Raw genomic sequence first — 24,229 nt, 5'->3', positions numbered from 1 at the left:
TTTCAATGGGGCCTCAGAGCGCAAGGCCAGCACGGAGTGCGGCGATGCGCACGAGGACCTGAGTGACTTCCTTGGGGCTGCGCACCCGGTAGCCGGCGAGGGTCGCGCCCTGGCCGATCTTGAGGCCGAGATCGTCGTCACGCAATGCCGCGAAGGCGTCTTCATCGGTCACATCGTCGCCAGCGTAGAACACCCGGTCGGCCCCGGTGTACTCGCGCAGCTTCTCGAGGGCATCGCCCTTGGTGCTGGAGCGTACCGAGAATTCCAGCACGTTCTTACCTTCGCGAACGGTAAGTCCGGGCAGCTGATCGGTGAGCTGTTCCCTTGCCTCGCGCTGGGCAGTTTGGCCGTCTTTCTCGGTCGCGAGCCGGGTGTGCAGGGCCAGACCGGCGGGCTTGCGCTCGATGGTGGTCCCGGCAATCGATCCGGAGATGCTGGTGAGCACCCGGGCAAGGGTGTCGAGCTGTTCGAGCTCAGAGGAGACCAGGTTGAGTTCAATCTCGGGGGTGTCCAGCTGAACCTCGATGCCGTGCGAGCCGGTGAGCAACACCGAACTCTGCGGCTGGGCAACGTGCTGCAGACTCACCAGGGCGCGCCCAGAAACGAAGGCTACGCGCACCCCGGGCAGGTCGAGCAGGGCTTGAACGGCTTCCCGGGTGCCGGTGATTGCACGGGCGTCTTCGGGGTGGTCAACGTGCGGGGCCAGCGTTCCGTCGAAGTCGAGGGCGATGAGCACGTTCTCGGCACCGGCAAGACTCTGCAAGGCCAGGTCGAGATCGTCGGGGATTCCGGCCGCCACGGCAGCGCCGCCGGTGAGGGCCCGCAGGAACGAGGCCGACCAGGCGGCAACATCGTTCTCCGCGACCTTGCGGCGCAGCGACCGCATACGTCTAGCGCGTTCCCGCCGGGGCATCTCGACCGCGCGCACGATGGCGTCCTTGGTTCCGTCGATGTCGTGCGGATTAATCAGGATGGCCTGTTTGAGTTCATCGGCGGCGCCGGCGAACTCGCTCAGCACGAGCACCCCGTCGGCATCGAAGCGCACGGCGACGTATTCCTTGGCGACGAGGTTCATACCGTCACGCAGCGCGGTGACGAGCATGACGTCAGCGGCGAGATACATCGCGACCATTTCTTCACGCGGGTAGCTGTGGTGGTGATAGCTGATGGCGGTGTGGCTGATCGTGGAGAAGTCACCGTTGAGTCGACCGACGGCGAGTTCAATCTCGTCGCGCAGGGCCATATAGGTGCTGACCCGTTCGCGGGACGGGCTCGCGATCTGCACCAGGGTGACGTCTTCGACACTCAGGCGTCCGTCGGCGAGCAGTTCCCCGAAGGCCTTGATGCGGTGGCCGATGCCCTTGGTGTAGTCGAGCCGGTCGACACCCAGCATGAGCGTTTTCGGGTTGCCGAGGTCCTCCCGAATCTGACGTGCGCGGGCCTGGATATCGGGGCGTCTAGCCAGTTCTTCATAGGCGGCCGCGTCGATCGAGATGGGAAAGTGCTTGGCGATGACACGACGAGTCTCCCCTGTCTGGCCGCTCTGGCCGTTGTCACCGGTGGGCACGTCGATAACGACGCCGCGGGTGGCATAGCCATAGAGGCGACGCACCGCTTGGGAGAAATTGCCGGCATCCGCTACTCGTTGAAAGCCGATAACGTCGGCGCCGAGCAGGCCGTGCAGAATCTGTTTACGCCAGGGCAGCTGAGCATAAATGCCATATGGCGGAAATGGAATGTGATTGAAGAAGCCGATGACGAGGTCGGGGCGGGCCTCCCGCAGCAGGCGCGGAACGAGCTGCAGCTGGTAGTCGTGCACCCAGACCGTGGCTCCGGGGGCGGCGACCGCTGCGGCGGCGGCAGCGAATCGACGGTTCACCCTGACGTAGGCGTCCCAGGTTTCGCGGTGATAGCTCGGCGGCGCAATAACGTCGTGGTAGAGCGGCCAGAGGGTGTCGTTGGAGAAGCCCTCGTAGTAGTCCTCAATGTCTTCTTCGTTGAGCCGCACGGGCACGAGCGAGATGCCGTCATTATCGAACGGCGCAAAGGAGCGATCAGCGACGCCGGGCCAGCCGACCCAGGCGCCGTTTGACGCACGCATGAGCGGTTCGAGTGCGGTGACCAGGCCGCCGGGTGAAGTGCGCCAGGTGACGGCACCGTCGTCGCCCTCCTCGAAATCGACCGGCAGCCGGTTGGAGACGACGACGAGCGTGTACGCACCGGTTGCGGTGTCATCGGGCGCAGCGTCAGCCCCTGAATCGTCGAGTGCGGTCTGGTCGCGGTCGAACCGCGTGGAGTCGGCTGAATAAGTAATGGATCATCCGTTCCGGGCACACCCGCGGTGCGCGCCTGTGTTGCCCTCCCAAGGATACCAGTCGCCCCCCAGTCTCATGGGGGCACCGCGCCCTACGCCCTGGCCAGCCCCAGCCCGAACGAGCGGGCTCCGCGCGCTCGGGCCACACTCCAGAACGAGAGCAGCACGCTACCGATCGCGAACAGGAGCAGTATTGCGGCGGCGGCGGCAACATCCGCTCCCCCGCTTTCACTGACAATCGCCTGCAGGCCGTTCACGGCCCAGGTCAGCGGCAGAAAGGGGCTCAACGCCTGGAATGGGGCGGCGACGAGTTCGATCGGGTACAGCCCACTCGCCGCGGCGAGTTGCAGGGCGAGCAGCACGAGCGAGATGACGATGCCGACCCGACCGAACGCGACGCTCAGCCAGTGCTGCACGGCCACGAACACGAAGGCCAACAGCAGGGCGAAGCCGAGGGTGGCCGGCAGCAGCGTCCACGCCACATCGAGGGCGGTATGCAGCAGCACGGTGACCAGAACGGCTTGGCCGGCAACGATGGCGAAGGCCCGGCCGAGGCCGCGACGCAGCAACCGGCCGGTGCTCGTCGTCGACGCCAGGGCGGATGCTGTGAGCGGTTTGAACAGCAGAAAGACGACGAGGGCGCCGATCCACAGGCCGACCGGCACGAAAATCATGCCGATGATCGGGCCGGCTGAGTCGATCAAGTGGTCGCGCTCGGTCGTGACACTGACCGGCTCGGAGACGACCGCGGCGGTGGTCGCGGCATCGGTATCGGTATCGGTGAAAACGGATGCCCCCGCCGCGCCGTCCGCCAGCCCGGTCGCGAGCTCGGCGGCCCCGGCTTCCAGTGCGTGCGTCCCGGCCTGGGCCGACTGGGTGCCGGAAGCGAGGGTACCGAGCCCGGCGGAAATTCCCTGCACACCGGTCGCGAGATCGCTTGCGCCGCTTGACAAGGCTGGGCCGCCGGCCGCGAGCGTAAGCGCACCGTTCGCACTCGACGAGATGCCGTCCAGCACCGACCCAATTCCGGTGCCAGCTGCCCCGATGCCCGGGCTTTGGGCGCCGAGTGCGGTGAGGCCGCCCTGAATTTGCGCGAGCGCGCCGGCGTAGGCTGCGACGTTCGGGTCAGCCTGCATCTGCGCGTTGAGGGCCGTGAACGCTGCCGCCGTTCCCTGCACTCCCGAGGCGTAGGCCGGGAGCCCGGTTTCGAGCGGAGCCAGCGCGCCGGCGCCGGACTTCAGCTCGGTCAGCCCCGCGCTCAGCCCGGTGACGCCGTCGGTATAGGAGGCCACGCCCGAGGCATAACTCGTCGCTCCGCTGGCAGCGGATGCCGCCCCGGTAGCGGCGGTCGCCGTGCCGGCCGCAAGGGAATCGAGGCCGGCCTTGACCCCACTCACACCGGTGGAGAGCGCGGCCGCGCCGTCGGCGGCATCCGTTAGGGACGAGCCAAGCAGGGCGAGATTCGTGTACAGGCCTTCGAGATACTGCGCGGTGATCGCCTGGCCGAAGGCGCCCGTCATGGCCGAGCCGACCGATTGGGCCAGCGAGCCGGCGAGGTAGGAATGGGCATCATCGGTGCGAATATCGAGGTCTGCCTGCACCGGGGTGCTGCCCGAGAGCGAGTTGATCGAGGCGGAGAAATCGCTGGGGATGGTCAGAATCGCGTAGGCGTCTCCGGCGGCGAGCGCCGCTTGCGCGTCGGCCGTGTTGGAGATAGTCCAGTCGAATCCGGCCGTGCTGGCATCGCTGGCGCTGGGCGCGGTCAGTTCGGTCACGAGCAATCGACCGGCTAGAACCTGTTGTTCGGTGCCGTCCGGCAGGGTGGTCGTGACGAATTCGTCGTTGTTCACGACGATCGCGGGAATGGTGTCGACCCGGTCATCGGCCGAGACGAGAGCCACCGTGAACAGTCCGGCCACGGCGAGCGGCACGGCGACCACGACGGCCACGAGAGCGGCGACGGTCAGCCGCCGCTGCCGCGCGGTACGGCTGAACAGTTTGTCGAGTGCGGTGCTCATCGCTGCAGAGCCTTTCCATCGAGGGAATCCATCATCAGGTCGTCGTCAACTGGCGCGTCGAGATCGATCTGCTGCCACGGTCGATCGTGCGCCGATTCCGGGCCATCGATGTCGAAGCGTGCAGCGCCGAGCACCAGCGTGGTTGTCGGGGGTGCCAGCATGGCCAGTACCGTCGCCAGGTCCCGGCCCAGAAAGGGCTCGGGGAGGCCCTCACCGAGGTCGACGAAGACCACACCGGGGCGTTCGGTGAGCGCCGCCGCGACCAGCACGGTCGCCCGACCGTGGGCCGGTAGCGCCGAAATCGTCGTGGCGGCCGTCACCGACTGACCGGCACCCAGGGCCCGGTTAATACTGCTGATCCAGACGGCGCGACGGCTAGCGACCGCGGCAGTCCGGTACCAGGGCAGGGTGAGCCGCAGCCGTTCGGCGAGCAGTTCTCCGACGGTGATCTCGGTGTCCCGATGCTCACCGATATCGGCGAGGGCAACCCGGCGCAGGGTCTGCTGCCGGTCGGATGGCAGCGGGTAGCCGAGCACCTGCAGTCGTCCGCTGACCGGATCAAGTCGTCCGGCGAGGGTGGCCGCGAATACCCGGCGGTGACCGGCCGTGCCGGTGAGCCGCACGAGCGAACCAGCCGGAATACTCAGGCTGAGCGGACCGATCGGCGCGGTCTCGAGGCCGAAGACGACTTCATCGGCCGTGATCGCATCGGTCTGCTCCGCCGCCCACGCGCTGTCGTGCAGGTGCTGGCGCAGTCCTTCCCCCTCGATATCGACGTTCGGCAGCAGCCGCCCGAGCCAGCGTGGCAGCCACCAGGCGGCGTTTCCGGCGAGTGCCATCGCGGCCGGAACGAGCGTCATGCGCACCAGGAAGGCGTCGAGCATGACCCCTACAGCCAGCGCGAAGGCGATGCCTTTGATGGCGCCGGTGCCGTCGGGGACGAACGCGAAGAAGACGAAGAACATGATCAGGGCCGCGGCGGTGACAACCCGGCCGGCATGGGCGAAGCCGTGGATGATCGATTGCCGGGCGTTGCCGGTGCGCACGAATTCCTCGCGCATTCCCGAGACGAGGAACACCTCGTAGTCCATCGCGAGGCCGAACAAGACCGCCATGAGCAGAATTGGCAGAAAGCTGAGGATGGGGCCGGGGTTTTCTACGCCGAACAGGTCGGGAAACCAGCCCCACTGAAAGATCGCCACGGTGGCGCCGATGGCGGCGAACACCGACAGTAAAAAGCCGAGCGCGGCCTTGATCGGCACGAAGACGGAGCGAAACACCATCATGAGCAGAATGATCGAGAGCCCAACCACGATGAGCGCGAAGGGAATGAGCGCGTCGGTCAGCCGGTTGGAGATGTCTATGCCGACGGCAGTCGCGCCGGTGACGGCGATCGGGGTGCCGAGGCTCGCGGTGATGCCCGGGCCGAGGTCTCGAATCATTTGCACGAGGTCTTTCGTGGCCGCGGCATCCGGTGCGCTGTCGGGCATCACCTGAATGATGGCCGTGTCGACGGTGGGGTTTGGGGTACCCGTGCCCACGTAGGCGACGCCCGGCAGGTCGCGAATCTGGGCGCCGATGGTGTCGAGGTCACCGAAGATGTCGGTGGTCTGGGTGATGTCGACGACGACGACGAGCGGGCCGTTGTAGCCGGGGCCGAAGCCGTCGTTGATGAGTTGGTAGGCCTCCCGCTGGGTCGAGCCGGCCGGTTCGGAGCCGCCGTCCGGCAGGTTGAGGTCGAGGCTGAGTGCGGGAATGGCGAGGGTTCCCAGCACGCCGACCACCACAATGACGGCGACGATCGGGGCCTTGAGTACCAGTCCGACCCAGCGCCGGCCCAGGGTCGGTCTTCCATCGTCGGGGGTGGTCGCCCGACGGTGGGCCCGTCCGCCGACTTTGGGGATGAGTTTGCCCTTGACCACGCCGAGCACGGCGGGCAGCAGGGTCACGGCCACGCCGATCGAGACCAGCACGGCGAATGCGGCGCCGAGTCCCATCACGCTCAAGAAGGGGATGCCGACCACCAGTAGTCCGAGCAGGGCGATGATCACGGTGATGCCGGCAAAGACCACGGCGCCACCGGCGGTGGCGACGGCCGTCGCGGCCGATTCGTGCGGTTTCATGCCGGTAGCCAGCTGGGATCGATGCCGCGACAAAATGAACAGCGAGTAGTCGATGCCGACCGCGAGCCCGAGCATGAGCGCGAGCATGGGGGCGGTGCTCGAGACCGAGACGAAGGCGCTCACCGCGGTGATGCCGCCGATCGCGACGCCGACGCCGATCATGGCCATGAGAAGCGGCATGCCGGCGGCGAGCAGGGAACCGAAGGTGATGAGCAGCACGACGCCGGCGAAGAGCACGCCGAGCACCTCGGTGACGGTGATACCGAAGGTGTTGTCCTGGAAGACCTGGCCGCCGAACGCGACCTGCAAGCCGGCGTCCTCCCCGATCGACCGAGTGGCCACGAGGGCGTCGAGGGTGTCCGTGGACACGTCGGTGGATTGCCCAGTGAGCGCCACCTGACTGAAAGCGGTCTCGGAGTCGCTCGAGACGGCATCCGCTGCGTAGTCGCTGAACGGGGTGATCACGGTGTCGACGCCGTCGATGACGCCGATCTCTGTGGCCATGCTTTCGATGGCGGCCCGGTACGGCGCATCATCAATGGATGCCCCGCTCGGCACGTGATAAACGACCTGCACCTGCGCGCCGGCCGCCGAGGGGAACACTGCGGCGAGCGAGTCGATGGCATCCTGCGACTCGGTGCCGGGGATCGCGTAGGACTCCTGCGTCTGGCCGTTGAGGGCCATGCCGCCGCCGAAGATGCCGGCGAGCAGCAGCACCCAGATGCCGATGACGAGCCAGGCCCGCCGGTAGGCGAAGTGGCCGAGACGATACAGAACGGTTGCCATGAAAACTACTTTCGGACGGCGCAGAAATTCAGGAGTGAGCGGGGCGCGGGTGTACGGAGACGGGGGCGAGCAGTTCGGTCATCACGGTGCGCAGCGCCGGGCGCAGGTCGTCGTCGGGCAGGGTGGCCTCGCCCAGAAAGGTCATGCCGGCCACGAGCGAGTAGGCGGCACCGCCGAGGGCGAAGCCGAACCGCAGGCGGTCTTCATTGCTCGCGTCGTCGTGGCAGATACTCGCGGCGAGACGAACGATGAGCAGTCCGGCCCGGTCGATGATGGCGATGCCGCGCAGCGACTGGGCCTGGTTGATGAAGGTGTGCAGTTCCAGCCGAAACTCGAGCAGAAAGTCGATGAAGTCATCGACGAACCGCTCACGGGTGGCAATGGTCTCGGGCTCGGTCACGAAGCGGTCGAGAACGACCTCGAGCTGGTCGATGGCCGGCGTGAGCACCTGCTCGAGCAGCATCTCCTTGGAGGCGAAGTGGTAGAGCACGCTGGATTTGGAGAAGCCCGCGATGTCGGCAATATTCTGCAGCGAGGTTGCCGCGAATCCCACCGACGCGAACTGGGTCAGCGCGACCTGGCGCAGGTCGGCGCCGGTTTGTGAGCGGATGCCGCCGGCCGGCGGTGCAGCGGATGTCGCAGGAAGAATGGGCACGACCACAGGCTAGTTGACCGATCGGTCAGATCCTGTCCGATCGGTCAGTTCAGGGGTTTTTCTCAGCCTATTCGGGTTTGCCCAGGCCGGGGAGGCTCCGGGTAACCTTAGGCCGGAGGTTCACATGCGAAAGTTCATATTCAGCAGTGCCATGATCGGCGTCATCGCCGGCGGATGGAACACCGTGCAGGCCACCAGGCACGGACCGCGCGACTGGCGTCTGGTGATGTTGTGGCTGGGGTGGGCGCTGAGCGCCGCTGTGGCCATCGGCACGGTCATCGAAGACGCCAATAAACGCGAAATCGACAGCTGAGTTCGGCTGCTGGTCGGCGCGCCGTCCGGCGAGTCGCGGTTTGGTGACCGAAACTGGAGGCAGTAGCTGATTGTCGGCTGCATCTGAAAGGGGCTCGTCATGTTTGGTCGTCGACGCCGACGTTTGGCCGCGAGCGCGGCGATGAGCGTGGCCGCAGCCCCGGTCCTTGGCGACGAACAGATTTTTGAGCTGCTGCACGACAAACTCCGCGAACTCATCGGCGAAAACGGCGACTGGACGCTCTCGCCCCGGACCCCCGGCGATACCGACGTCATATTTCACGGGCTCAAGGCCCGGGAGATCGCGGTCGAACTGACCGAGACCATCCTCACCGAGCAGGCGACGCTGCGCGGCGAAAGCAGCGGCGAACCGACGGCGTTGTCCTGGACCCCGGCCCCGATTGTCTCCTGGAACGATCCCGTCCCGATCACCGCGCAGCCAATCGACGCAGCCCCGATCCACACCCAGCTGATCAACACGGCCCCCATTGCAACCGTGGCCAGCTCGGACGACGACCTCGCCGCAGCATCCGCTGCCTGGATCGACAAAGCGTCGGCCACCCTCGCCTCCGCTCGCCTCGTAGCCTAAGCAGATCGTCAGCGCACTCTCACCCTCCTGCTGACAGGATGGCCTGATGGCACTCCCCATCGAGGACTACGCACTGATCAGCGACTGCCATTCGGCGGCACTCGTCGGACTCAATGGCAGCATCGACTGGCTCTGCCTGCCCCGCTACGACTCCGCGTCAATGTTCGGTGCGCTGCTCGGCGATGAAAACCATGGCCGCTGGCTGCTCGCTCCCGCCGACCCAAACGCCATCGCCACCCGCCGCTACGACGGCGACACCTTCGTGCTATCGACACTGTGGACCACCAGCACCGGGCAGGTCGAGGTGCTCGACTTCATGCCGCACGGTGATGGCCGGGCCGACCTGGTGCGCCGGGTGCGCGGCATCACCGGCACGATGGCGATGACGCAGGATCTGCGCATCCGCTTTGGCTATGCGACGACGATTCCGTGGGTGCGCCAGCTGAAGGGCGAGTCGGTGTGCGGCCTGGTCGCGATCGCCGGACCCGACGCCATCGTCGTGCGCGGCCCGGCGCTCCGCGCGTCAGACCACCGGCACGAATCGCACTTCGATGTCATCGCCGGCGAAACCGTCGATGCCCAAATGACCTGGTATCGCTCGCACCGGGAGATTCCACCGGCCATCGACATCGATGCGGCCTACCGCTCGACCCGCGCCTGGTGGCAGAGCTGGGCATCCCGTTGCAGCCACGACGGCCCCCTGCGCGCCCAGGTGGTTCGTTCGCTGCTGGTGCTGCGCGCCCTGACGCACGAACGAACCGGCGGCATCGTGGCCGCAGCGACCACGTCACTCCCCGAGCAGACCGGTGGCACCCGCAACTGGGATTACCGCTACGTCTGGCTGCGGGACGCCTCACTCACGCTCGAGGTGCTGCTCAGCCACGGCTACGAGGTGGAAGCCGGCGACTGGCGGGCCTGGCTGCTGCGCGCCATTGCCGGAGATCCGAGCGACGTGCAGATCATGTATGGGCTCTCCGGCGAGCGCTACCTCCCCGAACGCGAGCTGAGCAGCCTGCCCGGCTACAACGGCTCCTCCCCCGTGCGGGTTGGCAACGACGCGGTCAACCAGTTCCAGTCCGACGTCATCGGCGAGGTCATGGTCGCCCTGCACGCCGCACGCGCTGCCGGGGTGCGCGAAACCGAGTTCTCCTGGCCGCTGCAGCGAGCACTCATGAGCTTTCTCGAGAAGAACTGGCGCCGGGCCGACCAGGGCATCTGGGAGGTGCGCGGGCAGGCCCGCGAATTCACGCACTCCCGCGTCATGGTCTGGGCCGCCTTCGACCGTGCCGTGCGCGGAATCCAGGAGTGCGGCCTCGACGGTCCGCTCGAACGCTGGAAGACGCTGCGCGACGAGGTGCGCGCCGACATCGAAACCCGCGGTTTCAACGAAAACCTCGGCAGCTACGTGCAGTACTACGGCAGTACCGAAGTGGATGCCTCCCTCCTCGTCCTCCCTCAGGTCGGCTTCTGCGCACCGACCGATCCGCGCATGCTCGGTACCGTGGCCGCGATCGAGGCGGACCTCTGCCGCGATGGCCTGCTCCTGCGCTACCGCACGACTGCCGGGGTGGACGGATTGCCGCCGGGTGAGCATCCGTTTCTGGCCTGCTCGTTCTGGCTGGTCGAGCAGTACGCCACCTCCGGCCGCATCGACGATGCCAACATACTGATGAACCGCCTGCTCGGCTTCGTCAGCGATGTCGGCCTGCTCTCCGAGGAGTACGACGTTGCGGGCGGGCACCAGGCCGGCAACACCCCGCAGGCGCTCTCCCACCTGGCGCTGGTGCGGGCAGCGGATGCCATCGTCGCGGGCCTGGCCTCCCCCACCCGAGTGCTGGCGGGCTAAAAATCACAACCTCTACAGTTCAGCGCTTTTTATTGTAGGTATTCTTCAGCGCCGGGTACCTGCCGATATCTAAATTGAAAACATGACCGACACCATCCGCTCGAGCGCTCCGGCTCGCCGCATTCTGCCCGCCCGTGATCTTGCCCAGATCGCTATTTTCGCCGCCCTCATCGCCGCGCTCGGCCTGCCGGGACCGCTCAATATCGGCCCGGTGCCGATCACGATGCAGACCCTCGGCGTGATGCTCGCCGGCGCCATTCTCGGCCCGCGCAAGGGAACCCTCGCCGTGCTGTTGTTCCTCGTGCTGACCGCGGTCGGGCTGCCCCTGCTCGCCGGCGCCCGCGGTGGAATCGGCGTCTTCACCGTCAGCCCGGCTGCCGGCTACCTGTACGGCTGGCTCCTCGGTGCTTTCGTCACCGGCTACCTCACCGCCCGGCTGCTGCCGAAGTACCCGTTCTGGCCGGCCCTCGGTGCCACCATTCTTGGCGGCATCGTCGCCGTCTATCTCCTGGGCATTCCGGTCATGGCCATCAATCTCGGGCTGCCGCTCTGGACTGCGATCGGCCTGAACGTCGCCTTCCTGCCCGGCGACCTGATCAAGGTCATCGTGACCGTGCTGGTCGCCCGCCAGGTACACAAGGCCTACCCCGGCCTGATCGCGCTGCCGAAGGGGCGCCAGGGCCACGCGTGAGCAGCATCCGCTTCGAGCAGGTTTCGCATGCGTTCGGCGCCCGCTCGGTGCTGCGTGATGTGAACCTGCACCTGACCGAGCAGCGCATCGGTATCGTCGGCGCGAACGGCTCGGGCAAGTCCACCCTGGTGCGCCTGATCAACGGGCTCGTCACCCCGCAAAGCGGCACCGTGACAGTCGACGGGCAGACTGTGGGCCGGCACGCCCGCGACGTGCGGCGCAAGATCGGGTTCATCTTCACCAACCCCGACAACCAGATCGTAATGCCCACGGTGCGGGAAGACGTCGCCTTCACGCTGCGGCGCCGCGGCCTCGATAAGGGGCAGATCGACGAGCGCACGACGGCCGCGCTCGCTCAGTTCGGGCTGAGCGAGCACGCCGATCATCCGGCGCATCGCCTGTCCGGCGGGCAGAAACAGCTGCTGGCTCTCGCCGCCGTGCTGGTCGCCGAGCCGGCGACGATTGTCGCCGATGAACCGACCACTCTGCTCGACGCCCGCAATGTGCGGCGCATCAGCGAACTGTTGCAGACGCTCCCCCAGCAGGTCATCGTGGTCACCCATCACCTGCACCTGGTCGAAGAATTCGACCGGGTGATCGTGATCGAGGAGGGCGAAGTCGTGGCCGACGGCACGCCGGAACGGTCGCTCGCGGCCTATCGCGCCCTGCTCGCATGATCGGGCTGTACAGCCCCGGCAGCTCGTTCATTCACCGCGCGCCGACGCTGCTCAAGCTGTTTCTGCTCTCGCTCTGCGTCTTACTGATCGGAACCTCGCCCGACCTCCGCCTTATCGGCGGCGCCGTGGCCGGGGTCGTGCTGCTGTTTGTGATCGCCCGCGTTCCGGTGCGAGCCGCCGCGGGGCAGATCATTCCGATTCTGTTCATTTTGCTAATCGCCGTGCCCATCCAGGGGCTGCTCTCCGGCTGGCTCGTGGCTGCCCTCATGGCTGGCCGGTTGCTCGTCGCCGTCGCCCTCGCCGCCCTGTTCACCATGACCACAACGGTCACGGCGGTGCTCGAAGCGTTCCAGACGCTGCTGCGCCCTTTTCGACGGTTCGTCGACCCCGACAGGGTAGGACTGCTCGTGGCCCTCACCATTCGCTGTATTCCGCTGGTCAGTGACATCGTGAGCGAGGTACTCGAGGCGCGCACCGCGCGCGGTACGCAGTGGTCGCTCATGTCGATCGCAGTACCGGTGGTGGTGCGCTCACTTTATGCAGCGGATGCCCTCGGCGAGGCGCTGATCGCGCGCGGTCTCGACGACTGAATCGCGCCACCGCGCGCCATTCAGCCCGCTCCGAGGCGAGGCGTGGCAGAGTAGGCACTTGGCCGTTCGCGCCAACCGAACAATTGCCTGCCAACTTGCTACGTTCTCGAAAGAGGCCCCGTGTCGAAAATCCCCGCCCTGCTCACCATTGTGGGCCTGACGCTCGCGCTCACCGCCTGCGGCAGCAGCGACACGACCGAAGCAACGGATGCCGCTGCCGCTAGCTCCCCCTCGGCTGACTGCACCGAGTCGGGCAAGCTCTCCGATAGCGTGAAGGTCACCGGTGACTTCGGCGCTCCGCTCGACATCTCGATCGATGCACCACTGGAGCCGACGGCGTCGCAGCGCACGGTCGCCATCAAAGGCACCGGAACCGACACCGCCAAGACGGACTCGATCGTCGAGGTGGCGATCACCCTCTACAACGCCAAGACCGAAGAGGTCATTCAGCCGACGACCTACAACACCGACGGTGCCAGCCTCGTGATTCCGATCAATGACACGAGCTTTCTGCCGGGCCTGGTGCGTTCGGCCAATTGCGCTGTCGAGGGTGAACGCATTGTCACCGTGAGCCCGGCAGCGGATGCCTTCGCCGACCAGGGCACGACCGGCGTCGCCGCCGGCGAGCCGGTCATCTTCGTGATGGACGTCATCAGCGTGATCGAGGATGTCCCGACCCAGGCCTCCGGCGAGGACCAGCCCGTCGAAGACGGCTTCCCCACCGTGGCCCTCGCCGATGACGGCGCACCGACCATCACCATCCCCGCCACCGACGCTCCCACCGACCTGAAGATCACGAACCTGAAGACCGGTGACGGAGAAGTCGTGACCGATGGCGCGAGCGTGGCCGTCGCCTACACCGGTGCCCTCTGGGCCACCGGCGAAACCTTCGATTCCTCCTGGGGCCGGGCCGACTACAGCCTGTTCCCGACCAACGGCGTGATCGCCGGCTTCACCGAAGCTCTGGTCGGTCAGACCGTCGGTTCCCAGGTCCTGGCCGTGATTCCGCCGGAATTCGGCTACGGCGAGGAGGGTACCCAGGGCATCTCCGGTACCGACACCCTCGTGTTCGTCATTGACATCCTCGCCGTTGCCGGTGGTCCGGCGGCCTAGAACCTCACGTTTCATCGGGCGCCGCCCGTCGACCACCCGGTCGGCGGGCGGCGCTTTTTCTTGTGCCCGGAAGCGCTGTTCCTGAGTGTCCGCCCAGCCACGAACGCGAATTCCGTGAGAGTGTGGAAGCAGTAACGAATCTGTCCGGCACCTCGCCGGGCCTGAGTTCCAGCATCGAAAGAGGCTATTCACCTGACATCCACGTCCACCTCCGCCCCCACCGAATTCCACGTCGACGCCCCGGCTATCGCCACTGTCGCAGCCGCTGCCAAGCCGACGACCATCGCCGAGTACGTGGCCGTGCCGGCCGAGCCGCTCGCGACCGTCGTCGGCCTGCTCCGGGACAAGTTCGACCTGGCCCTGCCGGAGACCTCGACGGAACTGTGGCACGGACATCCGGTCTGGCTCGACGATGACCTACCGGTCGCCGGATTCAAGGCGTACCCCACCTTCGTCACCGTGTTGTTCTGGCGCGGACAGGCCATCACCGATCACTCGGGCAAGCTCAACGCGAGCGGGTCGGCCGAAATGAGCGAGTACAAGCTCAAGAGCGTCGACGACTTCGACAGCGACCTGTTCGACGTCTGGCTGCAGCAGGTGCGCGAGCTCGAAGCCGCGTAACACCCGGCACAGACAGAATCGTTCAGTCGACCGCGTCGACCGCGAAAAGTGCGGCCTGCTCCGGGGCAAGCAGCGGCGCGGTCAGCCCGACGAGGGCGAGCACCGCTCCGGTCAGCGTAACCGATCCTCCGACACTGCCAATGGCAGCTTCGTCGACGGTCCGTGAAGCGGCGCTTGAGCCTCCACCCGCGGCATTCCATGCCGGCGGTGCATCCTGAATTGCGCGCGGGGCGCCTCCGAGCAGCAGCGGCGACACTCGGTAGCGCCGCTCTGGCGCGAGCCCGGGAAACCGCATCCGTTCGGGCAGCGCCGAACGCGGAGCGGTGAGGGCCACCTGGGCGAAGAGGGCCGTGTTCTGGTCGGGCGAGACGACGCCGTGCAATTCGAGGGCCGGGTCGCTGGGGTCGGCCCTTACAACGACGCCGGAGTGCAGTAGGAGGCGCAGGCGCTTATAGTGCGTGATCCACTCAGCGATCTGCCCGAGCTCCTCGGCGCTGGCGCTGGTGAGGTCCCACTCGATGCCGGCGCTGCCGAACAGGGCAGTCGCCAGTCGGAAGCTGAGCTCGGAGGTGCGTCCGGTGGTGTGCGCCGTGGCCGCACCGAGATGCCCCCCGAGGTATTCCGGCGGCATGAGCACACCCGTATAGCGCTGGATCTGCTGTCGCTCGAGCGGGTCGTTGGTATCGCTGGTCCAGACCCGGTCGACGCGCTCGAGGATACCCAGGTCGATCCGGGCTCCCCCTGACGCACAGGACTCGATCTCGACGCCCGGATGCGCCGCGCGTACCGCATCGATGAGCCGGTACAGCGCCGCCGTCTGCCGGTGCGCGGAACCGGCCAGCAGATCGCGGTTGTGGTCCCACTTTAGGTAGGCGATCGGGTACTCCGTGAGCAGGGCGGTGAGCCGTGCCAAGACCCACGCAAAGGCCTTCGGATGGCCAAGGTCGAGCACGCGCTGGAACCTCCAGGTCAGCGCCACTTTTTCACCGGCGGCGGATTCCGAGACTCCACCGAGCACCCACTCCGGGTGCGCACGGGCCACCTCCGAATCGAGACTCACCATCTCCGGTTCGACCCAGAGGCCAAAATCCAGGCCGACCGCGTGCACATGTTCGATCAGAGGATGCAGGCCATGGGGCCAGGTCACGGGGTCGACGAACCAGTCGCCGAGGGCACGGCGATCATCTCGACGATTGGTGAACCAGCCGTCGTCGAGGACGAATCGTTCCACGCCGGCCCGCGCCCCGGCATCCGCAAGTCGAGCCAGAGTAGGCAGGTCGTGCTTGAAGTAGACGGCCTCCCACGTGTTCATCACGACCGGGCGCGGCGTCTTAATAGTTGACCACGATCGGATCCACGGATGCAGCCGCGCCGACAGCCCGTCGAGCCCAGCCTCCGAGTATGCGGCAACGGTCCAGGGGGTGCTGTAACTCTCACCGGCGGCCACACCCAGCTCGCCGGAAGCCAGCAGTTCACCGCTTCCGAGCACCGAAAAGCCCAAGGGGCTGTTCTCCGCCCAGGCGCGCTTGTCACCGCTCCAGGCGAGGTGGGTGCACCACACTTCACCGGAACGAAAACCGAATCCGGGTGTTCCGGCCACCATGAGAAAGGAGTCGTCATGCCCGGGGCGGCCGTGTCGGGACTCCCGGCTCCACACGCCGTGGCCAAGGATGCTGCGTTGCGGCCGGCGCTCGTGAGTCCACAGCCCGGTGAAGTCAAGCAGTTCGCCGGCCCGACCGGGAATTGGCAGGATGACGTCGAGCGAACCGAGTTCGAATGCTGCGTCGCCGGCGGCGGTACTCGTATTAGTCACGGTGTGGCGCAGCCGAAGCACCCCCTGAACCGAGAGTTCAAGGTCGGTGCGCATGGATATCTGTGCGGCGGCATCGGCCAGCAAGAGTGTCAGGGTCTGGGTACCGGGCAATGCGGCGCGCCCCGCGGGGCGCTCACCGGCTCGAACGCCGACCAGGCTAAGGTCGATGGCCGGGCTGCCCAGGCCCGGCCGGAAACCGCTGATTCCCGGGCGTCCGCTCCACCCCTGCGCGAGGGTGGGCAGCAGGGTGAGCCGCAGAGGCACGTCGATCGAGCTTGGCGCGATCGCCGGCACGGATGCGTCGGCCAACGTCGTCAGCATAGCGGCGCTCAAATCGCCCAGGTCGGCACCCCAGTGCACGATGACGGGCACCCCCGTGCCGCGGGCGTCCAGCACCAGGCTGGTGCCCGCGGCACGGAGGTAGGAAATGGGCACAGTAGAACTGATGCTACTTGTTGACCGGGATCGACTGAGCCTCAAGAGCGTTGATCGTGCTCTGCTGAGCGCTCGTGAGAGCCTCCGTCAGGGTGCCATTACCCGTGACAGCGCCCTTGAAGCCGTCCGAGGTGTCGTTGTACACCTGCGTCATGGTTGGGCCCCAGACGAAGTCGGGCGATACCTGAGCTGACGCCTCGGCGAACACGTCATAGATGGGCTGGCCACCGTAGAACTCAACGCCTTCCTTGAGGGCCGGCAGTTCCAGGCCGCTCTTGGCGGCCGGGTACAGGTTGGCCGACTCGTTCAGCATCGTGAGCGCCTCGTCAGAGGTGTTCAGCCACAGCGCGAACTGGGCGGCCTCGTACGGGTGCTTCGAGCCCTTGAAGACCGCGGTCGACGAGCCACCCCAGTTGCCGGCGGCGTTGTCGCCGGAAGCCCACTGCGGTGAGAGGGCGACGGACCAGTTGCCGGCGGTGTCCGGAGCGCCGCTGGCAATGGAGTTCGCACCCCAGGCTGCGGAGTTCCAGGTCCAGTTGGAGCCGGTGTTGTAGGCGTTGTTCCACTCGTCGGTCCACGGCGGGTTGGTCGAGACGAGGTCGCGGTCGATCAGGTCCTGCCAATAGTCGGCAACCTTGACGGACTCCGGGCTGGTCAGGTCGATGGTCCAGTTATCACCATCGTTCTCGAACCAGCTTCCGCCGGCCTGCCAGACGAATCCGGCGAACTGGTTGATGTCGCTCTGCGAGAAGTTGGTGATGTATCCGCCGGTGGCGCGCACGGCCTCTGCGGCAACGGCGAACTCTTCCCAGGTGGTGGGGATCGCAATGTTGTTGGCCGCGAAGAGATCTGCGCGGTAGAACATGGCCATGGGCCCGGCATCCTGAGGCACCGCGTAAACAGCGTCTGCTTCACCGAAGTTGACCTGACCCCAGGTCCAATCCACGAAGTTGTCCTGAGCATCGAGCACACCCTCGCAGGAAGCGAGGTTGGTCAGTCCGTCCTGCACGCGAAAGTTGGGGAGGGCATCGTATTCGATCTGGCCGAGGTCGGGCGCGCTGCCGGCCTTGAGCTGGTTAAAGAAGTTCTGGTACGTGCCGCCGTTGCCGTTCGGGCCGGTCTGCACCTTCACCTGAACGTCGGGGTTGTCCTCGTTCCAGATCTTGACGACGTCCTCGATCCCCGGGATCCAGGTCGTAAAGGTCAGATCAACCTTGCCGTCCGAGGGTGCGCAGGCTGCGGCGTCGCCGCTGTCCTGCGTGGTCGAGCCGGACGCGCAGCCAGCCAGCACGACCGTGGCTGCGGTGAGCAAAGCGACGGTGGCTGCTCTCTTCTTGATCTGCATTATTCTTCTTTTCTATTGGGGGTGGGGGTGGTGCAGCTGGGGGGGGAAAGCGAGGGGGTGAAGCTGGCTACTTCACCGAACCGGCGCTGAGGCCGTTTCGCCAGAAGCGCTGGAGCAGCAGGAAGATGATGATCAGCGGGATGATCGACAGCAGAGCGCCGATCAGAACGTAATCGCGCAGCACGGGGATCTGGTTGACCTGCGAGTTCCAGGCGTAGAGGCCGAGCGTGACCGGGAACAGGGTCTCGTCGCGCAGCATGATCAGCGGCAGGAAGAAATTGTTCCAGATGGCGACGAACTGGAAGAGGAAGACGGTGACGAGGGCCGGCACCATCATCCGCACCGAGACAGTGAAGAAGGTGCGCAGTTCGCCGGCGCCGTCGAGGCGGGCGGCCTCGATCAGTTCGTCGGGAACGCTGGCCGACGCGTAGATGCGGGAGAGGTAGACCCCGAACGGGCTGACCAGGCTGGGCAGGAACACCGACCAGAACGTGTTGGTCAGGCTGATCTGGCTGAAGATCAGGAACAGCGGCAGTGCCAGAGCCGTGGCGGGCACGAGCACCCCGCCAAGCACGACGTTGAAGATCAGTTCGCGTCCCGGGAAGTTGTACTTGGCCAGTGCGTACCCGCACATTCCGGCGATGAGCGTGCCCACGAGGGCGCCGCCACCGGCGTACAGCGCGCTGTTGAGCATCCACTTGAGGTAGACGCCGTCGCGGTAGGCCACCAGGTTTGCCATGTTCTCGAACAGGGAGAAGTCAGCGAACCAGAGCGGGTTCGTGCTGTTGAACTCGGAGCGGTTCTTCGAGGCCGCGACAAGCAGCCACCAGATCGGCACAAGGAAATAGAGCGTGAAGACGCCCATGACGATCATGGCGCTGGCCCGGGCGAACGGGCTCTCTCGCTGCGCGCGCGGTGTCTTGCCCTCGAAGGAACGGATTCCGCGTGCCGGCTTGGTAGGTGTCAGGGTGCTCACTTGCTTTCCTTCCGCTGCGTGAACTTCAGGAACGTGAAGGAAAGGATGAACGTGGCCAGGGCCAGCACCACGGAGAACGCGGCGGCCAGGTTGAAGTTCGGGATCGATGAGGTGGAGTACACCGTCAGGTTCGGAGTGAACGTGCTGGTCACAGCCGAGCTGAAGCTGCGGAACACCTGCGGTTCGGCGAGCAGCTGCAGGGTGCCGATGATCGAGAAGATCGCGGTCAGGACGATCGCCGGCATGATCAGCGGGATCTTGACCGACCAGGCGATGCGCAGCTGCCCAGCCCCGTCGAGGCGGGCGGCCTCGTAGAGCTCGGCCGGGATCGCCAGCAGCGCCGAGTAGATAATGAGCATGTTGTATCCCACGAAGACCCAGGTGACGACGTTGGCGATGGCCCAGAGAACGAGGTCCGCCGAGAGGAAATTGATGTTCTCGGTGACGGCACTGAACGGTGACAGGTTGGGCGAGTAGAGGTAGCCCCACATGATCGCGGCGATGACGCCGGGCACCGCGTAGGGAACAAAGAACGCCAGCCGAAAGAACTTCTTTCCGCGCACGAGCGGCGAGTCCAGCAGCAGGGCGAATAGCAGTGCGAGGCCGAGCATGATCGGCACCTGCACGGCGCCGAAGGCGAGCACCCGGCCGATCGACTCCCAGAAAGGCCCGTTCTGGAAGACCAGGATGTACTGGGTGAGTCCGCCGAAGACCTGAGTCGCTTGACCGAAAGTGCCCTCGCGCTCGATCACGAGCAGCGATTGGTAGATCGCATAGCCGATCGGCAGGAGGTAGAACAGGGCGAACAGTACACCGAACGGGATCACGAACGCGAGGATCGCTCCTTTGTGCTGCACGCGGGGCTTTGCTCCTGGCGGCTTGGCTGCGCGGGGCCCCTTCCCAGCGGCGGCGCCCGCGGCATCCGTCATAGGAACGGCAGGTGCGCTCATGATGCGGGGTCCTCTCTAATCACGCGGACGGCGCCGGCCGGCACGCGCACGACTCGACCGATGGGCTCTCCGACGACAAGTTCATGGCCGGAGGCCGGAAGCTCAACGTCGTCGTGACCGTGGTTGATGATGAACAGGTAGCTGCCGGTGGCGTTCACTCGGCGAACGACCTCGATGGTTCCCGCGCTCTCCGGGCCAACCGCGGTAACGCGTGCTTCCTCAGCAATCGTGCGCATGAGGTTCCTCAATGCTCCGGGCTCCAGCGCGGTCGCAACGTACCAGGCGGTCCCGCTTCCGTGACCGTTGCGAGTGATGGCGGGGATTCCGGGTAGTGGCCCGTCAAGGTAGTTCGCCACCACCTCGGCGGTGTCCACCCGCAGGCGTTCGCTCCATAGGCTCGCGGCGGCGCCAGAGTCGAGGGTGAGAACGTGTCCGGGCAGCAGCGGTGAGAATTCTTCCACAGTGATTCCGAGGAGCTCGCGGAACGCGCCAGGGTAGCCACCGGAGCGCACCCGGTCGTCTTCGTCGACGATGCCGCTGAAAAAAGTGATCAGGGCGTGGCCGCCGGCCGCAACATAGGAACCCAGGTTCCGGGCCTGCTCGTCAGAGATCAGGTAGAGGCACGGGGCGACAACGAGGCGGTAGGCCGAGAAATCAGCGTCGGGCGAGACGATGTCGACCGTGACGCCGAGCTGGTGCAGGGCCGTGTAGGCGGCGTGCACCTGGTCGAGATAGCGCACCGCATGGGAGGGGCGAGACTCTCCGTCGCCGGCCCACCAGGCCTCCCAGCTGAAGATGATCGCGGCATCCGCGACGACCCGGCTGCCGGCGACCTCGACGAGGCGATCAAGGGTCGCGCCCAGGGCCACGACCTCGCGCCAGAGCACGGTGTCGGTGCCAGCGTGGGGTACCAGGGCGGAGTGGAACTTCTCTGACCCTTGCAGGGAGGCGCGCCACTGGAAGAAGCAGATGCCATCGGCACCGCGGGCGACGTGGGCGAGGGAATTGCGAGTCATCTCGCCGGGCACCTTGGCCAGGTTGTGCGGCTGCCAGTTGACGGCGCCGGCGGCCTGTTCCATGAGCAGCCAAGGCTCCCCCTGGGCGAGCCCACGAGTGAGGTCAGCGGCGAAAGCGAGTTCGATGGCTGGGTCGGCGAGGCGATGGTCGAGGTAGTGGTCGTTGGCGATAATGTCCATATCGCCGGCCCAAGACCAGTAGTCGAGGTTACGGATGTGCGCGGTGACCATGAAATTGGTGGTCACGGCCACGTTCGAGTGGCGGCGCAGCACCGCGGCCTCGAGGCGGTAGTAGTCGAGCAGTTCGGCTGAGCTGAATCGGTGGAAGTCGAGCATCTGGCCCGGGTTCCGGCTGGACAGCGTGAGCCGCGGGGTAAGGATCTCGGCCCACTCGCCGTAGCGCTGGCTCCAGAACGAGGTACCCCAGGCGGCGTTGAGAGCGTCAATCGTGCCGTAGCGCGCCTGCAGCCAGAGGCGAAACGCAGCCGCGGTGTCATCACAGTAGCAAAGCGCGTTGTGGCAGCCCAGTTCGTTGGACACGTGCCAGAGGGCGACGGCCGGGTGGTGGCCGTACCGCTCGGCGACCTTCTCCACCAGGGCGAGCGCGTGCTCACGGAACACGGCCGAACTCGGACACCAGGCCTGGCGGCCGCCCGGGAAGCGGGCGGTGCCTTCGGCGGTGACCGGGAGCATCTCGGGGTGGAGCGTGGTCAGCCACGGCGGCGGCGAGGAGGTGCCGGTGCCGAGATTGACCCGGATGCCATTGGCGTGCAAGAGCTCGATAATCGTGTCGAGGGTGGCAAAGTCGTATTCGCCCGCCCGCGGTTCGAGGTGGGACCAGCCAAAGATATTGATGGCGACGAGGTCAACGCCGGCCTCGCGCATCAGGCGCACGTCGTCGGTCCACGTCTCGGGCCCCCACTGCTCGGGATTGTAGTCACAGCCGTAGGCGATGCCCTCGTGCACGAACGGAGCGGCCGTGGCCGTCTCGTTCAAAGTGGCTGCTCGCGAGTTCATGCGCTCCCTGACTGTGGCGTGCAAGCCGTATTGGCGACACACTGTTGACGGCTCTGTGAACGTACACAGAATCAAGAAAAAACTCTCCATTGGGTTTTCTGTGAACGTACACAGACTAAGTATCTGCCGGCGGTCCTGTCAAGCGCGGCGGTTGTTCGTGCGCGTTACAGTTATCAAATGGTGATAATTCCGTCTCGACGCAAACGCGCGACGATTCACGACGTCGCTGTGGAGGCTGGCGTGTCCCGCGGCACGGTCAGTCGGGTCGTAAACGACGAACCCTACGTCTCGGCGTCAGCCCGCATCGCCATCGAAGCCGCCATCGAGAAGGTCGGTTATGTACCGAACAACGCAGCGCGCAGCCTGGTCATGCAGCGCTCAGAAGCGGTTGGCTTCATTGTGCACGAGCCACACTCGCTATTTCTGGATGACCCGAACATCGGCGGAATCCTGCTCGGAGCCAACACCGTGCTTTCCCACTCGGACTACCAGATGGTCAGTCTCGTCATCGACTCCCAGCGCGACTCCGACCGCGTCGCCCGCTACCTCAGCGGCGGTTTCGTCGACGGGGTAATCATCGTCTCCGCCCGCCGCGAAGACCCAATCACCCGAGTCATCGAGAAGCTGCGTCTTCCGGCGGCTTTCGTTGGACATCCGCCAGAGCAGAGCCCGCTGCCATTCGTAGGAATCGACAATCGGGCATCAGCGCGCGCGATCACCGAACGCCTCATGCAGACCGGACGCAAGCGCATTGGCATGGTCGCAGCCGCACTCGATCGCGATTCCGGCGCCGACCGACTCGCCGGCTTCACGGATGCCCTGGGCGACCGCTTCGACCCTGCTCTCGTCGCCCGAGTACCGCTCTACACCTTCACCGACGGGATTGAAGGCATGCGCACGCTTCTTGAACGCGACCCACTGATTGACGGCGTGTTCGCGGCTTCTGACGCCGTAGCAGCGGGAGCACTCGAAGCGCTCCGCCATGCCGGGCGCAGCGTGCCCGGTGACGTCGGCATCGTCGGATTTGACGACAGTTCCTGGGCGCTGCGCACCCAGCCACACCTGTCGACCGTGCACCAGCCGGCCTTCGGCCTGGGTGAGCGAGCAGCGGAGTGCGTGCTCGGCCAGCTGCGCGGCGAGGAGCAACCCGCCGACGGCATCCTTCTTCAGACACCTATCGTCTGGCGCGACTCCGCTTAAGCGACAAACGTTGGGGATTCCACACCCGGCGTGGCCTACACCACCTCCGCTGTACCGAGAGTCGCGCCGGTAACTCCATGAACAGCTGATGGCTGACCACGGCGACGTTATGTCAGAAGCATGTATCTATCGACAAGTTTTACTCCGCGACAATAAACAGAACGGCCCACGTCCGAGGACGCGGGCCGTTCTTCGTTCAGAATCCGTGATTAGCTGGTGAGGCCGTCCACGTACTCCTGGTTGTCTTCGATCCATTGGGCGACGATCGGAGCGTAGTCCGAGCCGTCGTAGTCGACGAACATGGCCTCTTCGAGGGTGTACAGAGTCTCGAGGTCCATCTCGAAGCCTTCGATCCAGCCGCTGGCTTTGGGAAACTTCTCCGAGAAGTCGGCGCTGCCGAAGGAGTGCAGGCTCTCGACGGACTCAAGGGTACCCTCGGGGTCTTCGAGATTCTTGATCGGGAACGAACCGTAAGCCCAGTGCGGCTCCCAGAGGGTCACGACGACGTTCTCGCCGGCATCCGTGGCTGCCTTGAGTTCGGTCAGCATGGCCGCCGTCGACGACGTGGTGAATTCCATGCCCTCCAGGCCGTAAGACGGAATGACACGGTCTTCGGTCGCAGCGGTCAGGCCGGCGCCGGCTTCGATGCCCACAATCTGGTTGCCGAACAGGTCAGCGTTCTCGGCCAGTTCGGCAAGCGAGTCGATCGGGGCGTCCGCGTTCACCGCGATGGTGAGCTTGGACTCGTTGTTCCAGGCGCCCAGGTCGGTGATCTCGTCGCCGTAGGTCTCGAGGTACTTGCCGTGGGTGTCGGGCAGCCAGATGTCCATGGTGAGGTCGTAGTCGCCAGTGGAGAGGCCCTCGTAGACGGGGGCGACGTCGGCGTACTCGAGTTCGACGTTGTAACCCTTCTCGTCGAGAATGGCTTTCCACAGCTCGGAGACCGCGACGCCTTCATCCCAGCCGTTGAACACGGCGAGGGTGACGTTCTTCTGGTCGTCGTTGCCGTTTCCGACCGTGTCGACCTTGGTTTCGGCGGCACAGCCCGCTAGGGCGAGGAGCGAAACCGCTCCAAGGGCGATAAGGGGTGTTGAACGAATTTTCATGCGTCTTCCTTTCGTGCCACCCGCTGCGGGCGACTG

The 24,229-nt window shown here is 65.9% G+C and carries 19 protein-coding genes; 9 read left to right on the top strand and 10 right to left on the bottom strand.

The annotated features are described in order from the left end of the window. Window positions 1–13: 13 nt before the first annotated feature. The 4 genes from E3T41_RS10930 to E3T41_RS10915 all read right to left on the bottom strand — a co-directional run bounded on the left by E3T41_RS10930 (window position 14) and on the right by E3T41_RS10915 (window position 7,896). Window positions 14–2,314 (bottom strand): bifunctional alpha,alpha-trehalose-phosphate synthase (UDP-forming)/trehalose-phosphatase, encoded by a 2,301-nt coding sequence (locus E3T41_RS10930; protein ID WP_092449286.1) that lies wholly within the window; start codon window positions 2,312–2,314, stop codon window positions 14–16. A 92-nt stretch (window positions 2,315–2,406) separates the two neighbouring features. Continuing rightward, on the bottom strand, window positions 2,407–4,332 hold the full coding sequence (locus tag E3T41_RS10925; RefSeq protein ID WP_134478555.1) for a YhgE/Pip family protein: 1,926 nt from the start codon (window positions 4,330–4,332) through the stop codon (window positions 2,407–2,409). Beyond that, window positions 4,329–7,241 carry an MMPL family transporter gene (locus tag E3T41_RS10920; RefSeq protein ID WP_134478553.1) on the bottom strand — a complete coding sequence of 971 codons (2,913 nt, stop codon included), beginning with the start codon at window positions 7,239–7,241 and terminating at the stop codon, window positions 4,329–4,331. The genes E3T41_RS10925 and E3T41_RS10920 overlap by 4 nt, the downstream gene beginning before the upstream one ends. Window positions 7,242–7,269: 28 nt before the next feature. Further along, a complete protein-coding gene (locus E3T41_RS10915) occupies window positions 7,270–7,896 on the bottom strand; it encodes a TetR/AcrR family transcriptional regulator (RefSeq protein WP_241991132.1) in 627 nt (208 codons plus the stop codon). Window positions 7,897–8,020: 124 nt separating this feature from the next. On the opposite strand from E3T41_RS10915, the gene E3T41_RS10910 reads away from it, so the two are divergent. The 8 genes from E3T41_RS10910 to E3T41_RS10875 all read left to right on the top strand — a co-directional run bounded on the left by E3T41_RS10910 (window position 8,021) and on the right by E3T41_RS10875 (window position 14,335). Continuing rightward, window positions 8,021–8,209: a hypothetical protein gene (locus E3T41_RS10910; RefSeq protein WP_092449289.1), complete on the top strand. Its 189-nt coding sequence runs from the start codon at window positions 8,021–8,023 to the stop codon at window positions 8,207–8,209. Window positions 8,210–8,308: 99 nt separating this feature from the next. Next, on the top strand, window positions 8,309–8,797 hold the full coding sequence (locus tag E3T41_RS10905) for a hypothetical protein (RefSeq protein ID WP_134478551.1): 489 nt from the start codon (window positions 8,309–8,311) through the stop codon (window positions 8,795–8,797). A 46-nt stretch (window positions 8,798–8,843) separates the two neighbouring features. Continuing rightward, window positions 8,844–10,643 carry a glycoside hydrolase family 15 protein gene (locus E3T41_RS10900; protein ID WP_134478549.1) on the top strand — a complete coding sequence of 600 codons (1,800 nt, stop codon included), beginning with the start codon at window positions 8,844–8,846 and terminating at the stop codon, window positions 10,641–10,643. Window positions 10,644–10,725: 82 nt separating this feature from the next. Beyond that, window positions 10,726–11,334 carry a biotin transporter BioY gene (locus tag E3T41_RS10895; protein WP_092449292.1) on the top strand — a complete coding sequence of 203 codons (609 nt, stop codon included), beginning with the start codon at window positions 10,726–10,728 and terminating at the stop codon, window positions 11,332–11,334. Continuing rightward, window positions 11,331–12,011, top strand: a complete 681-nt coding sequence (locus tag E3T41_RS10890; RefSeq protein ID WP_092449293.1) for an energy-coupling factor ABC transporter ATP-binding protein — start codon at window positions 11,331–11,333, stop codon at window positions 12,009–12,011. The genes E3T41_RS10895 and E3T41_RS10890 overlap by 4 nt, the downstream gene beginning before the upstream one ends. Further along, complete coding sequence (locus tag E3T41_RS10885; protein ID WP_134478547.1) at window positions 12,008–12,601, top strand: energy-coupling factor transporter transmembrane protein EcfT; 594 nt, start codon at window positions 12,008–12,010, stop codon at window positions 12,599–12,601. Before E3T41_RS10890 ends, E3T41_RS10885 begins: the two co-directional genes overlap by 4 nt. A 120-nt stretch (window positions 12,602–12,721) precedes the next feature. Continuing rightward, entirely contained in the window at window positions 12,722–13,714 is a 993-nt protein-coding gene (locus tag E3T41_RS10880; RefSeq protein ID WP_092449295.1) for an FKBP-type peptidyl-prolyl cis-trans isomerase, read from the top strand. A 294-nt stretch (window positions 13,715–14,008) separates the two neighbouring features. Further along, complete coding sequence (locus E3T41_RS10875) at window positions 14,009–14,335, top strand: DUF1801 domain-containing protein (protein WP_158251640.1); 327 nt, start codon at window positions 14,009–14,011, stop codon at window positions 14,333–14,335. Between the two features lie 22 nt (window positions 14,336–14,357). Here E3T41_RS10875 and E3T41_RS10870 read toward each other — a convergent pair whose 3' ends face one another. The 5 genes from E3T41_RS10870 to E3T41_RS10850 all read right to left on the bottom strand — a co-directional run bounded on the left by E3T41_RS10870 (window position 14,358) and on the right by E3T41_RS10850 (window position 21,887). Further along, entirely contained in the window at window positions 14,358–16,583 is a 2,226-nt protein-coding gene (locus tag E3T41_RS10870) for an alpha-galactosidase (RefSeq protein ID WP_134478545.1), read from the bottom strand. 13 nt (window positions 16,584–16,596) lie between these two features. Beyond that, window positions 16,597–17,928: an extracellular solute-binding protein gene (locus E3T41_RS10865; protein WP_134478544.1), complete on the bottom strand. Its 1,332-nt coding sequence runs from the start codon at window positions 17,926–17,928 to the stop codon at window positions 16,597–16,599. A 67-nt stretch (window positions 17,929–17,995) separates the two neighbouring features. Beyond that, window positions 17,996–18,904: a carbohydrate ABC transporter permease gene (locus E3T41_RS10860; protein WP_369828684.1), complete on the bottom strand. Its 909-nt coding sequence runs from the start codon at window positions 18,902–18,904 to the stop codon at window positions 17,996–17,998. Next, entirely contained in the window at window positions 18,901–19,854 is a 954-nt protein-coding gene (locus E3T41_RS10855) for a carbohydrate ABC transporter permease (RefSeq protein ID WP_104132628.1), read from the bottom strand. The genes E3T41_RS10860 and E3T41_RS10855 overlap by 4 nt, the downstream gene beginning before the upstream one ends. After that, window positions 19,851–21,887 (bottom strand): beta-galactosidase, encoded by a 2,037-nt coding sequence (locus tag E3T41_RS10850; protein ID WP_134478542.1) that lies wholly within the window; start codon window positions 21,885–21,887, stop codon window positions 19,851–19,853. The genes E3T41_RS10855 and E3T41_RS10850 overlap by 4 nt, the downstream gene beginning before the upstream one ends. 177 nt (window positions 21,888–22,064) lie before the next feature. Between E3T41_RS10850 and E3T41_RS10845 the strand changes: the two genes are divergently transcribed. Then, window positions 22,065–23,087 carry a LacI family DNA-binding transcriptional regulator gene (locus E3T41_RS10845; protein ID WP_092449301.1) on the top strand — a complete coding sequence of 341 codons (1,023 nt, stop codon included), beginning with the start codon at window positions 22,065–22,067 and terminating at the stop codon, window positions 23,085–23,087. A gap of 209 nt (window positions 23,088–23,296) precedes the next feature. Here E3T41_RS10845 and E3T41_RS10840 read toward each other — a convergent pair whose 3' ends face one another. Further along, window positions 23,297–24,193: a glycine betaine ABC transporter substrate-binding protein gene (locus E3T41_RS10840; protein WP_134478540.1), complete on the bottom strand. Its 897-nt coding sequence runs from the start codon at window positions 24,191–24,193 to the stop codon at window positions 23,297–23,299. Window positions 24,194–24,229 lie beyond the last annotated feature (36 nt).

The sequence above is a fragment of the Cryobacterium sp. Hh38 genome (assembly GCF_004403235.1).
GTDB lineage: Bacteria > Actinomycetota > Actinomycetes > Actinomycetales > Microbacteriaceae > Cryobacterium > Cryobacterium levicorallinum.
The sequence above is the reverse complement of the archived record's forward strand: the minus strand, read 5'-3'. Positions and strand labels throughout refer to the sequence as shown.

Bases quoted from the DNA above. Each gene is read 5' to 3' on its own strand.
- E3T41_RS10925 (WP_134478555.1), bottom strand. From the start codon at position 4,332: ATGAGCACCGCACTCGACAAACTGTTCAGCCGTACCGCGCGGCAGCGG.
- E3T41_RS10920 (WP_134478553.1), bottom strand. From the start codon at position 7,241: ATGGCAACCGTTCTGTATCGTCTCGGCCACTTCGCCTACCGGCGGGCC.
- E3T41_RS10910 (WP_092449289.1), top strand. From the start codon at position 8,021: ATGCGAAAGTTCATATTCAGCAGTGCCATGATCGGCGTCATCGCCGGC.
- E3T41_RS10905 (WP_134478551.1), top strand. From the start codon at position 8,309: ATGTTTGGTCGTCGACGCCGACGTTTGGCCGCGAGCGCGGCGATGAGC.
- E3T41_RS10900 (WP_134478549.1), top strand. From the start codon at position 8,844: ATGGCACTCCCCATCGAGGACTACGCACTGATCAGCGACTGCCATTCG.
- E3T41_RS10895 (WP_092449292.1), top strand. From the start codon at position 10,726: ATGACCGACACCATCCGCTCGAGCGCTCCGGCTCGCCGCATTCTGCCC.
- E3T41_RS10885 (WP_134478547.1), top strand. From the start codon at position 12,008: ATGATCGGGCTGTACAGCCCCGGCAGCTCGTTCATTCACCGCGCGCCG.
- E3T41_RS10865 (WP_134478544.1), bottom strand. From the start codon at position 17,928: ATGCAGATCAAGAAGAGAGCAGCCACCGTCGCTTTGCTCACCGCAGCC.
- E3T41_RS10855 (WP_104132628.1), bottom strand. From the start codon at position 19,854: ATGAGCGCACCTGCCGTTCCTATGACGGATGCCGCGGGCGCCGCCGCT.
- E3T41_RS10850 (WP_134478542.1), bottom strand. From the start codon at position 21,887: ATGAACTCGCGAGCAGCCACTTTGAACGAGACGGCCACGGCCGCTCCG.
- E3T41_RS10845 (WP_092449301.1), top strand. From the start codon at position 22,065: ATGGTGATAATTCCGTCTCGACGCAAACGCGCGACGATTCACGACGTC.
- E3T41_RS10840 (WP_134478540.1), bottom strand. From the start codon at position 24,193: ATGAAAATTCGTTCAACACCCCTTATCGCCCTTGGAGCGGTTTCGCTC.